General features: G+C 70.9%; 5 protein-coding genes. 2 read left to right on the top strand and 3 right to left on the bottom strand.

The annotated features are described in order from the left end of the window. Positions 1-223 precede the first annotated feature (223 nt). Positions 224-2,728 carry an ATP-dependent Clp protease ATP-binding subunit gene (locus tag VFW71_12555; protein ID HEU5003591.1) on the top strand — a complete coding sequence of 835 codons (2,505 nt, stop codon included), beginning with the start codon at positions 224-226 and terminating at the stop codon, positions 2,726-2,728. 208 nt (positions 2,729-2,936) lie between these two features. On the opposite strand, the gene VFW71_12550 is transcribed toward VFW71_12555, so the two are convergent. Continuing rightward, the gene (locus tag VFW71_12550) at positions 2,937-4,103 is read right to left on the bottom strand and encodes an Ig-like domain-containing protein (GenBank protein HEU5003590.1); all 1,167 of its coding nucleotides are present in this window, start codon (positions 4,101-4,103) and stop codon (positions 2,937-2,939) included. A 1,799-nt stretch (positions 4,104-5,902) separates the two neighbouring features. Here VFW71_12550 and VFW71_12545 point away from each other — a divergent pair. Then, a complete protein-coding gene (locus VFW71_12545; GenBank protein HEU5003589.1) occupies positions 5,903-7,099 on the top strand; it encodes a hypothetical protein in 1,197 nt (398 codons plus the stop codon). Positions 7,100-7,158: 59 nt separating this feature from the next. Here VFW71_12545 and VFW71_12540 read toward each other — a convergent pair whose 3' ends face one another. Together VFW71_12540 and VFW71_12535 are read right to left on the bottom strand one after the other, a co-directional pair. Next, a complete protein-coding gene (locus VFW71_12540; protein ID HEU5003588.1) occupies positions 7,159-7,923 on the bottom strand; it encodes a L,D-transpeptidase in 765 nt (254 codons plus the stop codon). A 222-nt stretch (positions 7,924-8,145) separates the two neighbouring features. Continuing rightward, entirely contained in the window at positions 8,146-12,870 is a 4,725-nt protein-coding gene (locus VFW71_12535; GenBank protein ID HEU5003587.1) for an IPT/TIG domain-containing protein, read from the bottom strand. Between the last annotated feature and the right edge of the window lie 472 nt (positions 12,871-13,342).

Below are 13,342 nucleotides of genomic sequence, written 5' to 3'. Positions count from 1 at the left end.
TAAGTGGAGGAGAAGGCCCCCAACGGGAACCGCTGGGGGGAATAGATGTGCGAGCCGGAGGGTTGAGGAGGTTACGGAGAGGCCTGCGGCGGGCACAACTTGAGCGCTGGCTGTCGGATCTGAGTTCCCACAGGGCCCCTCCGTATAATGGGCTCCTGGGGGAGGGGCCCCGCCACCCAGGGCCTAGCACCGTCCGTCGGCCCAGTCTTAAAGGAAGGTAGCCATGTTTGAGCGCTTCACAGATCGGGCTCGGCGAGTGGTTGTTCTTGCTCAAGAGGAAGCGCGACTGCTCAACCACAACTACATCGGCACCGAGCACATCCTGCTCGGCCTAATCTCCGAAGGCGAGGGCGTCGCCGCCAAGGCACTGGAGTCCCTGGGCATCTCGCTGGAGGCTGTGCGCCAGCAGGTCGAGGAGATCATCGGCACCGGCTCGTCCTCTCCCCAGGGCCACATTCCCTTCACGCCCCGGGCCAAGAAGGTCCTCGAGCTCTCGCTGCGGGAGGCCCTGCAGCTGGGCCACAACTACATCGGCACCGAGCACATCCTGCTCGGCCTGATCCGCGAGGGCGAGGGCGTCGCCGCCCAGGTGCTCCAGAAGCTGGGTGCCGACCTGGGGCGGGTCCGCCAGCAGGTCATCCAGCTCCTGTCGGGCTACGGCTCCACCCAGGAGCCCCGCTCGGGCGAGCAGGCCACCCCCAGCGGCTCGCCGATCCTGGACCAGTTCGGCCGTAACCTCACCGCCCTGGCGTCCGGCAACAAGCTGGACCCGGTCATCGGGCGGGAGAAGGAGATCGAGCGGGTCATGCAGGTGCTGTCCCGGCGGACGAAGAACAACCCCGTCCTCATCGGCGAGCCCGGCGTCGGCAAGACCGCCATCGTCGAGGGCCTGGCCCAGCGCATCGTGAAGGGCGAAGTGCCCGAGACGCTCACCAACAAGCAGATCTACACGCTGGACCTGGGCGCCCTGGTGGCCGGGTCCCGCTACCGGGGCGACTTCGAGGAGCGGCTGAAGAAGGTGCTCAAGGAGATCCGCACCCGGGGCGACATCATCCTGTTCATCGACGAGCTGCACACCCTGGTGGGTGCCGGCGCCGCCGAGGGAGCCATCGACGCCGCCTCGATCCTGAAGCCGATGCTGGCCCGGGGCGAGCTGCAGACCATCGGTGCCACCACCCTCGACGAGTACCGCAAGCACCTGGAGAAGGATGCGGCCCTCGAGCGCCGGTTCCAGCCGATCACGGTGAAGGAGCCGACCGTCGCCCACACCATCGAGATCCTGAAGGGCCTGCGGGACCGCTACGAGGCCCACCACCGGGTCCAGATCACCGACCAGGCAGTGGTGGCCGCGGCCAACCTGGCCGACCGCTACATCTCGGACCGGTACCTGCCGGACAAGGCCATCGACCTCATCGACGAGGCCGGCTCCCGGCTGCGTATCCGCCGGATGACCGCCCCGCCCGACCTGCGGGAGGTGGACGAGAAGATCGCCGAGGTGCGGGTCCGCAAGGAAGCCGCTATCGAGGCCCAGGACTACGAGCGGGCTGCCCGGCTCCGGGACCAGGAGAAGCAGCTCATGGCCGAGCGGGACGTCAAGCAGGCCGAGTGGCGTGACTCCGAGGGCCAGGTGCTGGCCCAGGTGGACGAGGAGGAGATCGCCGCCGTGCTCTCGACGTGGACGGGCATCCCGGTCTACAAGCTGACCGAGGAGGAGACCGCCAAGCTCATCCGCATGGAAGAGGAGCTCCACCAGCGCATCGTGGACCAGGACCCCGCCGTGCGGTCGGTGTCGCAGTCCATCCGCCGGACCCGGGCGGGCCTCAAGGACCCCAAGCGACCCTCGGGCTCGTTCATCTTCCTGGGGCCGTCGGGCGTCGGAAAGACCGAGCTCTCCAAGGCGCTGGCGTCGTTCCTGTTCGGTGACGAGGACGCCCTGATCCAGCTGGACATGTCGGAATACATGGAGAAGCACACGGTCAGCCGGCTGATCGGCTCGCCGCCGGGCTACGTCGGCTACGACGAGGGCGGCCAGCTCACCGAGGCAGTGCGCCGCCGGCCCTTCTCCGTGGTGCTCTTCGACGAGATCGAGAAGGCCCATCCGGACGTCTTCAACACCCTGCTCCAGATCCTGGAGGACGGGCGGTTGACCGACGCCCAGGGCCACACGGTGGACTTCAAGAACACCGTGATCATCATGACCTCCAACCTGGGCACGCACTCGCTGCGCAAGGCGTCGCTCGGCTTCGCCCCCACCAACGACGAGGTGACCTACGAGCGGATGAAGGAAAAGGTCATGCAGGAGCTGAAGCACAGCTTCCGCCCCGAGTTCCTGAACCGCATCGACGAGGTCATCGTGTTCCGGGAGCTGTCCCGGGCCAACGTCAAGGACATCGTGGACCTCATGATGAAGCGGGTGCAGAGCCAGCTGGAGAGCCAGGACGTCTCGATCGAGCTGACCGATGCCGCCAAGGACCACCTCGCCGAGCAGGGCTACGACCCGTCCCTCGGTGCCCGGCCGCTGCGCCGTGCCATCCAGCGCCTGGTCGAGGACCCGATCTCGGAGAAGATCCTGTGGAAGGAGTTCGGCGCCGGGCAGACCATCCTGGTGGACGCTGGCGACGACCCGGACAACGAAGGCAAGCGCAAGCTCATCTTCAAGGCCGAGCCCCGGCCGGCCGCACCCGAGTCGCCCCCGATGGAATTGGCGGGCACGGGCACGGACGCCTAGCCGCTCTCCTGCCGAAGCTTCAAACCGGACCCCTTCGGGGGTCCGGTTCCATTTCCGGGGTTCCCCGCTCCGGTGAGCAACACCGGTGAACAATCCTCGACAGAAACTTGTGGAAACAGCCGCCACTATGGCGGCGCAATCCACAAGTTTCCTTCGGGATCCTCGGTTCGGGATCCTCCGTCAGGCGGATCCGGGGCCCGGCGTGCGCCTACCTGCCCGGGATGCTGTGCCGGCCCCGCTCGCTGTCGTACCAGAGCGCGAACGCCCCGCCCGCCAGGAACAGCACCGCCAGCGCACCCAGCGGCAGTACCGGCACGTCGGGGCCGGTGACCGGGAGGATGGGTGCTTTGGTGGTCGACAGGGCCAGCGGCGAGCTGACCGCCACGGACTCGCCCTGGGCGTTGCACGGTGCGGTGGCGGGTGCGTTGCGGGTATCCCCGCTGTAGGTCGCCACGCTGCGGTAGACACCGGTGGCGGTGGGCGTGAACGGGCCGGAGTTGTAGGTGCCCGTGCCCGTCACCGGGACGGTCGAGGTGAACACCGGTGGCCCGGCGCAGTTGGTGTCGCGCGGCGAGTAGATGGCGAAGCCCACGGTGCCGGTGGGCGAGATCCCGCCCGTGAGGGTCGCGGTGTCGCTGATGGGCTTGCCGAGGGTCACGGTGGGCGACATCTGAGTGTTGATCCCAAGGCTGACCGGGAACACGGTCGTGTGGCTGGACCCGCAGCACGAGGCGCTGTTGTTCAAGTCGGTGTGCCATCCGCCGGCGTTGGCTAGCTGGTAGGTCTGGATGCCGGCCGCATTCGGGTCGGCATCATGGGCCGGGGTCCGGAGCACGTTCACCGAGAACAGCAGGACGCAGGCGCCGCCAACCCCGGTGGTCGCATTGGTGGCGGTCAGGGTGATGGCCGCTCCCAGGAACCGCACCTCACCGGTGGCCGGGTCGGTGGGCGAGATGGTGTAGACCTGCCCGGCGCACTGGGTGCCGGGCGCTCCGTTTGCCACGGCGCTGAGGCCGAACACGCCGGGGTCGGCAGACGCCGCCGGGCACGGGGGCGTGGCGCCCGTGGGCAGCACACCGCACGCCGGGGTGAGCGTGATGCCGTTCGCCGGGATGGTGATGTTGCCGTCCTGGGGGTCGGAGACGTTGATGAGCTTGATGAAGGCCAGCACGTTGGTGCTCCCGACGGTTGCGGTGATGGGGAAGGTGGGACCGATGCCCAGCGCCGCCCCGTTGACCGACTGACCGGCCGCGGGCAGGACACCTCCCAGGCCCACGGCCCCGAGCGTCGCGAGGACGAGCACCGCGGTCGCAGCTGCCAGCCGCCGCTGCAGGTCTGGTCCGAACTGCCTGCGGGCCGCGTGCCTGGCCATCATGCCTCCCTCACCCCGGGTCATCCGCCAATCTGATTCACGCTGAACAAGCTACTACCCCGAGCAAGCATTTCCTATTCATCTGCCTTATTTGGACGGTCTGAGGTACCCCACCGCCGTCCGGCTGGCAGTATCTCCCGGTGGTGCCTGCGCAAGAGGCCATCGAGACGCGAAACTAGGGCCGTATGCTCCGTTGTGGTCCCTGCGGGGCCGAGGTGTCCCCTTGGGCGGCCCGCTGCGTCGTGTGCGGCTCCGGCATCGAGGAGGCCGTCGAGTACCCCGACGTGCTTCCTCCCCCGGTGCCGCCGATGCCGCGCGCCGTCCCCTCCGCCTCGGAGCCCGAGCCAGAAGAGGCCGGGCCCACCGCCGTCGGGCCTGAGGTCGTCGACCCGACCGAAGCCGGGCCTGGCGCTCTTGGCATACCCGGATCCGGGATTCCCGATCCTGAGTCCCTGCCCGGGGCGGGTGCGGGTCACGAGCCGTCCCCAACCGAAGCACCTGGGACGCAGGCCGAGACGGTGGCGATGCCGGCCGACCAACCGGGGGCGCCAACCGAGCCCCACGATCCCCACGATCCCCACGATCCCCACGTGGAGCTTGCGCCCCCGTCCGAGGAGCAAGCACCCGAGCCCGAGGCAGTGCCAGCCGCCGCCGCGCTGCCGCCCGGCTGGCCCTTCGCCCGGCGGATCGAACCAGCCCCGACGCCGGATCCCACGCCGGGCACGGATTCCCCGGGAGCTTCGGCACCCGAGTCCGAAGCTGCCGGTGGCCCCTTTGGCCGCATGTCCGGCCCGGCGGCGCCCGGCGGAGGGCGCCCATACGGACCGCCTTCGCTGCCTCCGTCCTGGGCGCCTTCCGTCGACGGCTCATCCGGCCCGCCCCCCACCCGGCCCGCCAGCTCGATGTTCGGGCGCACCACGGTGGCTCCACCCACACCCACGCCGCAGCCCGAAGCACCCGCCTCAGCGGCCACGGCCGCGCCGGCGGCGGTGGCGATGCCTTCCGTGGCCACCCTTGGAGCGCCCGAAGCCCTCCCGTCCGGGGGGCTCCGGACTCTGCAGGAGCCCTCCCCCGCGGGGGCCGCCTTCCAGCCGCCCCCAGCCGCCCCGCCCGAGGCTGGGGCTACGGGTGATCCCGCCGGGCTGGGCAAGGCCCCGGAGGCCGCAGACAGTCAGCGGGCGGGGGAGCCGGAACGGCCGAGCGCCATCCCTGGCGGGGCACACGCTGGGGACGGCCACACTCCCGACGGTCAAGCGGCCAACGGTCAAGCAGGCAACGGTCAAGCAGCAAACGGTCAAGCAGCAAACGGCCACACTCCCGATGACCGCATCTCGCAGCCCTCAGCGCCAGCAACCGGTATCTCCGGGGCAGGCACTATCGAGTACCGGCACGCCGGAACCCAAGCGCCGGAGGCAGAAGCTCAGGAGGCTGCGCCGCTCATCCCGGCGCCCCCCTCCGGAGCCGTAAGCCTCACCCTGGCAGGCGCCGCCCCCGCCCCGGCGGACGAGCGCGCGTCGCCCCCGCTCCACGAGAGCCTGTGGGGCCCTGCTCGCTTCGCCGGTCCGCCCCTCCGGGCCGCGCCGCAGGCGCCCCACGTCCCGCTCCCGAAATCCGAGCCGAAAACTGAGCCGAGGTCAGAGCCGAGGTCAGAGCCGAAGGCCCCACCGAAGGAGCACGCTGAACAAGCCTGGGTTCGCCCTGCCCGCCAGCGCACTCGCACGTCCCGGGTGCCGCCGTCCGAGGTGCCGCCCCCGGCCCCGACACCCACGCCAGGGGCGGCCCCAGCTCCCAGGCCCGCCGTCATGTCCCGCGCCCCGGAGGCGGTGCGGAGCGCGCCGGACATCGGAGACCGTGATGCGAAGCCGGCGAGGCGATTTGGCCTCCTGGCCCTGCTGGGGCGCTCGCCCGTCCTCGTCATCGTTGCCGTGGCGGTGCTTCTGCTGGCTGCCGTCCTCGCTTACCCGCACCACACTCCCAAGCACACCAAGGTCAAAGGCACCCGCACGTCGCTTCCGGCCCAGGGCGCAGTGATCTCCGACCTGGCCGGCTACAGCCTGGTGTCAGTTGGGCCGACGGGTGCCGTCACGGTGGCCCCCTTCGGCGACCTGTCGCCCCGCCGGACCATCCCCAATTTCACCGCCTCGGTGTACCCGCAACTGCCCATCGAGTCCGGCCAGTCGGTGGCACTGGTGGCCGACGGGCAGGCCTTCCGGGTGGGCTCCCCGCCCGGCGCCGCCCCGGCCCTCCTGGGGACGGCGGCCACGGTCTTCCCCTCCGAGATCGACGACACCGTCGGGGCCTACACTCCCGGCTCGGGCAGCTCGCCCGCTACGGTCCGCACGCTGGCTGTGACCGGTACTGCCACCAGCTCGGCGGCGATCCCCTTCCCCCCGGCCTATACGCCCGTCGCACTCCTCTCCGACGGCTTCTACCTGGTACTCAAGGCAAACACGCTCCAGCTGTGGGACTCCGCCCGCGGCCTCGGCCAGTCGGCCATGGTGGCAAGCTATGGCAACGCCTCGTCGGTGATTGCGGTCTCCGGCACGCAGTTCGCCTGGCTGGACGCCGCCAACTGCGACGCCCACGCCGAATGCCCGCTGCACATCACCGACGCCGCCACCGGGCAGGGGTCACTGGTCGCGGCACCACCCGGCTACGCCGGGTACCTGGGGGTCGGCGCCTTCGACCCGGTGAACGCGAATCTACTGGCCGCCCTCGTCTACGACCCGGTCAACAACGCACCCGGGGCGCGCCTGGCCCTCCTCACCCGCAACCCACGGGGCAGCTGGGTGCCCGTGCTGGTCCCGCAGTCGTCGCTCATCCCGGGCAAAACTGTGTCTGGCCAGGTTGCCTGGACCCCGGATGGGGGCCATATCCTCTTCTCGGGCGGCTACGGTCCGATCCACGACTACCGCCTGGGCGATATCTCCGCCTTCGAGACCGAACAGCCGGCGTCCGACGCTTTCGCGGTCATCGGGAAAGCCCTACCGGCGCCATAGAACCGGCGCCATAGCAAGTGGCCGGCGGCTCCGGCGCACGCCCGCCGATCACAGGCGCACTAGGTCAGGATGTCGACCGGGGTCCCCAGCGGCACGGTGTGCAGGAGCTGGGAGAAGTCGGTCGGGCGCATCCGCACGCACCCATGGGAGGCCCGCCGCCCGATGATGCTGGTGTCCGTCCACCCATGGATCCCGGCCCGGCCGCCGCCCGGCCAGTTGTCCAGGACCGGCGAGAACCCGGACAGGGCGAAGATTCCCGGGGTGTAGGGCGCGCCGTAGGATTCGCTCGCCCAGATGTAGAACCGGCCGTAGGGGGTGGGGGTGGACGGGGCGCCGGTGGCCACCTCGAACGACTTCTGCAGCGCGCCGCCCACGTACACCTCGAGGCGGAACTGCGACTGGTACACGCGGATGTAGTAGGGGTCGGATCGGATGGTGACGTCGGAGGCCTGCACCCACGCCTCGGCGCCGTTGGGCTTGACCGGGACTTCCACCAGGTACCACCCGGGCGCGGTGCCCACCACCAGGAAGCTCTCCGGCTGGCCCATCCCGTTGATGTTGGGGAAGTCGGCCAGGACCTTGCCCACCGCTGGGGAGCCGTAGACCGGCACGGTGGACACCGCGGCGTCGGCCACCATCGATGTCGCCGGGACCGGGATCGGGGAGGGCGAGGGCAGCACAACGGGCGATGGCGAGGGGGACGCCAACTCAGGGATGCTCGTCGGCCCGATGTTTGCCACCGGGTGACCGCCGCCCGTGTTGCGGTGGTAGAGGTAGGCGTCGGCGAGGAGGCCGCCGATCAGCACCACGACGACCCCCACCATGATCGCCCGCCCCAGGAGCCGGGACCGGGCCGCGTTGCGGACCGGCGCTCCGCCTTCGGCTCCGGTTTTTCCCGGCGCTCCGCCTTCGGCTCCGCTGTTTTCCAACGTCGTGCCCCACTCGGGTCCGCGAGGCCCCCGGCCTCGGAGAGGATGCGTCCTAGACTAGATCGGCTCCGGCCCCGGCGCCCTTGAGTGCGCCCAGCGGAACGACAAGGGGCTCAGCTAGCCCAGGCTCCCGGCGGTGAAGTCCGTGATCGCCCAGCCCCCGCCGCCGTCCCAGGCCTCCACGCCCACGGTCCCGGCCGGTAGCGGGTTGGAGTCGGTGTAGGTCAGGTTCCAGGTGGCCGGCTCCGGGGTCCCGTCGGTCCAGATCTTGACCTGGATGGTGGCCGACGATCCCGCCGTCGTGATGCGCACCCGCTGCCAGTACGACGTGCCGTTGACCGCCGGGAAGGCGACCGCCGCCACCCGGGCCTCGCCACCGCCGGACGCGCGCATCACGTTGATCTCGGCCCCCGACACGGGCGAGTCCAGCCCGGCGGCGTAGAAGGTCGACGTCCCCGAGAAGCGCACGACAATGTGGCCGGCGTCGTTGTTGTAGCTGCCCGAGGTGTAGCGGTCGACCACCTCGGTGTCGGTCATGCCGGGCGAGTTCAGGGTCACCCGGGCGGTTGCCATCGAGGAGCTGCCGTGCACCTGCCCGCTGTTCCCGGCCACTGACAGCACCGAGGAGACCCCTGACTGCTGGGTCCAGAGGTGGCCGTCGGAGGCCGTGCCCCAGCCGCCGGTCAGGGTGCGCCCCTGGAAGGTGTCGTTGGCGATGATGGTGCCCGAGGCCATCGGGTAGGGCGCCACGGTGATGACGTGCGAGTTGGACGCCACCACCTTCACCTTGTTGCCCACCCGCAGGATGAACGAGTAGCTCCCGGGCTGGGTCGGGGTGCCGGACAGCACGCCGGACGGGCTCAGGGAGAGGCCGGGCGGCAGGCTCCCGCGGACCAGGCTGAACGCCGGTGCCGGCGAGCCGCTGGCGGTGAAGGTGTAGGTGTAGGCCGTGCCGACGGTGGCGGCGGTCGGGGGCGAGTCGGCGGTGATGACCGGGGCCGAGTCGGCCACCGGGGCGGTGAGGTCACCGGCGGAGAAGTGGTCGATCGCCCAGCCGCCGCCGCCGTCCCAGGCCTCGACGCCGGTCACACCTGCCCGCAGCGGGTTGTTGTCGGTGTAGGTCAGGTTCCAGGTGGAGGGTTCGGGGGTGCCGTCGGCCCACGCCCGCACCTGGATGACGGCGGTGGTTCCCGCCGTGGTGATCCGCACCCGCTGCCAGTAGGAGGTGCCGTTCACTGCCGGGAAGGCCGCGTTGGCCACCCGGGTCTCGGCGCCACCCGACTCCCGCATCACGTTGATCTCCGCCCCGGACACCGGCGAGTCCAGTCCGGCGGCATAGAAGGTGGTGGGGCTGGAGAAGCGCAGCATCACGTGGCCGGCGTCGGTGTTGTAGCTGCCCGAGGTGTAGCGGTCGACCACCTCGGCGTCGGTCACCGAGGGCGAGTTGAGCGTGAGCCGGGCGGTTGCCATCGAACCGCTGCCGTGCACCTGGCCGGTGTTGTTCGCCACCGAGAGGACCGAAGCCGAGCCCGACTGGAGGGTCCAGGCCTGGCCGCTGGCCGAGGTGCCCCAGCCACCGGTTGCGGTGCGCCCGGCGAAGCTGTCCTCGGCCACCGGTGCCCCGGCGGCGATCGGGACGGCGGGCGTGGGCCCGACGGTGACCGTGGTGGTGGCCGAATGGGCGCTCCCCACCGGGTTGGTGGCCACGACGTCGAAGGCGAATGTGCCCAGGGTGGTCGGCGTCCCGGCAAGGGTGCCGGTGGCGCCCAGGGTCAGCCCGGGCGGCAGGGTCCCGCTCCCGAGCGAGAACGTCGGTGCCGGGCTGCCGCTGGCGGCATAGGTGTAGGCATAGGGCACGTCCACGAAGGCGACGGTCAGCGGGGTGTCCGCCGTGAAGACCGGGCCGCTGGCGCTCGGGGCGACAGTGATCGTGTGGGCTGCGGAGGTCGCCGTCCCGGCCGAGTTGGACGCCACGACGGTGAAAGCGAACGAGCCGGCGGAGGTCGGCGTGCCCGACAGTGCCCCGCCCGAGCCCAGCGTCAGGCCCGGGGGCAGGGTCCCGCTCGCGGTGAAGCTCGGTGCCGGGCTACCGCTGGCGGCAAAGGTGTAGCTGTAGGGCTGGCCCACGACGGCCGTGGTGGCCGGGCTGTCGGCGGTGAAGACCGGGGCGCTGGTGGCCGGCGGGGGCGGCGGGCCGGGGGACAGGTTGCCGGCCGAGAAGTTGTCGATCCGCCAGCCGGACCCGTTGTCCCAGGCCTCCACGCCGACCGACCCGGCGGGGAGCGGGCTGGTGTCGGTGTAGCTCAGGTTCCACGTGCTCGGCTCGGAGGTGCCGTCGGCCCAGACCCGGACCTGGATCGTCGCCGCGGATCCCGCCGTGGTGATCCGCACCCGCTGCCAGTAGGCGGTCCCGGTCACGGTCGGGAAGGCCACGTTGGCCACCCGGCTCTCGACGCCGCCCGAAGTGCGCATGATGTTGATCTCGGAGCCGGACACCGGGGCGTCGAGGCCCGCCGAGTAGTAGCTCGAGGGGCTCGAGAAGCGCAGCAGCACGTGCCCGGTGTCGCTGCCGTAGGCCCCGGAGGTGTACCGGTCCACCACCTCGGCGTCCGCTGCGGTGGCGGTGCCCAGCGTCAGCCGCTCGGTGCCCAGCGAGCTGCTGCCCTGCAGGATGCCTTCGCCGCCGGACACCGACAGCGCGGTGGGCGAACCGGTCTGCACGGTCCAGGACTGGCCCGCCGTGGTGGTGCCCCAGCCACCGCTCACAGTGCGCCCGGCGAAGGTGTCGGTGGCGAAGATCGTGCCGGAGGCCCTCGGGGTGCCCGGAGGCGGCGGCGCCGAGTAGGTGAAGCCGTTGGGCAGGGTGGCGGTGCCGGCGGGCGTCGTCACCGACACGTCGACCGTGCCGGAGCCGGCCGGGGTCGTCGCAGTGATCCGGGTGCCGGCGGCGTTGATTGAGATCCCTCCGGCAGGCGCCCCCCCGAAGGTGACCGAGGTGGCGCCGGTCAGGTTGGTGCCCGTGATGGTCACCGGGGTCCCGCCGTCGGCATCACCGGAGGGCGGACTCACGCCCGAGATCGTCGGGGCGGTGGGGGGCGGGGGCGGGGTGTTGGTGGTGTAGGTGAACGCCCCCGGCAGGGTGGCACTCCCGGCCGGTGTCGTGACCGCGACGGCGACCGTCCCCGACCCGGCGGGCGTGGTGGCCGTGATCCCGGTGCCCCCGCCGTTGACCGACACGCCGATGGCCGGGGTGCCCCCGAAGGTGACCGAGGTGGCCCCGGACAGGTTGGTGCCCGCGATGGTGACTGCAGTGCCGCCGGTGTTTGGCCCCGAGGTGGGGTTCACGCTCGCGAGCGTCGGCCCGGGGGGTGGCGCGGGCGGGGCATAGGTAAAGGATGCGGGCAGGCTGGCCGTGCCTCCCGGGGTCGTGACGACGATGTCCACCGTCCCCGACCCGGCAGGCGTGGTCGCGGTGATCTGGGTCCCGGCGGCGTTCACCACCACCGAGGCGGCCGGGACGCCCCCGAAGGTGACCGCGGTGGCCCCGGCGAGGGCTGTGCCCGCGATCGTCACGCGGGTGCCACCCCCCGAGGGTCCGGTGGCCGGGCTGACGCTGGCCAGGGTCGGCTGGGCAGGCGGTGGCGGGGGCGGCGGCGGCGTGATCGAGGCGGGGGGCAGGAGGTCGGTCATGGGCGAGGCTCCGCCGTCGCCCGACGCCATGGTCCCCAGGCCCCAGGTGCTCTCGACGGTCTTGAGCAGCGAGTAGTGGTCGTAGTTGACGTTCGACGTGGCGTGGAAAGCCGGGGCGCTGGTCGCCACGATGGTGGCGACCTGGTTGTTGTTGTCGCTGCCGGCATCCTCGTCCCAGGTCATCATCATCATCGACCGGGTCTGGGTCCACGCCGGCGAGTTGAAGATGATGGGCAGGTTCTGCGACAGCCAGTTGTCGCCGTCTTGGATGCTGCCGTCGTGCATGTCCGAGATCAGGTTGGGCGTGATCCACACGTAGTTGGCGGTGGTGCTCAGCGAGGACATGTCACCGGAGAAGTGCGAGTAGTCCACCACGTTGGCCTGGCACTCGGCGGTGCCCTGGAGGCTCTTGAAATAGGGGAAGGGGTCGTGGCGCACGGCGTACTCGCCGTTGTCCGAGGACCGGCATGCATTCCCCATCGACTCCATGTAGCCCTTCCACGACAGCCCGGCCGGGTCCAACTCGTTGGAGGCCAGGTTCGCCCCGCTGACGATGCACGAGCCGGTCGGGTCGCAGTCGTTGCCGTTGGAGTCGTAATCCGTGCCGCCCACCAGGGCCAGGTAGTTGGCCAGGCTGGGGTGGTCGGTGCCGTGGTAGTTGGTCGCCAGCCCGTACGTGTTGGCCAACCCGTTGATGTAGGGGTCGCCGTTGTTGGAGCCGATGATGTCGGAGTAGTTCTGGTTCTCCATCGGGACGATGAAGATGTGGTCGTACAGCGTGTAGGTGAACTTGGCCGCCGCGCTGGTGGCCGATGCCCCGCCCGGGGCGGTGACCACCACGGCCGACTGGCCCGTGGTCCCGGCGGGCGCGGTGGCGACGATGCTGGTGTCGGACTGCACCGCCACCGCGGTGGCCGCCCGCCCCCCGAACGTGACCCCGGTGGCACCGGTGAAGCCGCTCCCCGAGATGGTGACAACGGTGCCCCCGCTCGGCCGGCCGGTGTTCGGGGTCAGCTTCGTCACGACCGGCGTCCCGGCGGCGGCCGCCGGGAGCACCGACGTCGCGGCGGTGGCCACCCCCAGCGTGGTGGCGATCAGGGCGATGAGGGCGGTGAACACGGCCCAGGGGGCGACCAGCCGGCGCATCATCATGAGGCTCCCGCCGCCCGCGGCATGCCGGGGTTCGGCGGGCCGGGCCGGTGCCGCCGCCCGGTGCGCCGGGTGCGGGGGAGTCGGGCGCGGGCGTACCCGGGGGCCGGATTCCCAGAGCCATCCATGGCGTGTGCGCTGGCTGCCGCGGCCCGCTGACGGGGGGTGGCCGCTGTCTTGCCCTGACGAAGCCATATCCTCTTTCCACCCCCACACGTCAACCGGCCAAAGCCTTGCACGCGTGGCTCTGTTCCGCCGTGCTACAGGTGCACGGGCCAGCGCATCGTATCGGTTCCGGCCGAGCAGGGCAACAATAGCGATTTTATTTGCCCAGATTTTAAGGATCGGGCGGTCGCCCGACGGGGTCCTGTCAGGACCCTTGTCAGGATGCTGGCTGGGCCTGGTTGGCGAACTGGCCGAGGCTGCCGTTCTGCTTGTCGGGCACCATGCACAGCCAGTCCTCAGAACATTCGGC

This window comes from Actinomycetota bacterium (assembly GCA_035765775.1).
GTDB lineage: Bacteria > Actinomycetota > CADDZG01 > JAHWKV01 > JAOPZY01 > DASTWV01.
Note: the sequence above shows the minus strand (reverse complement) of the source record. Positions and strands in the feature narration are given on the sequence as shown.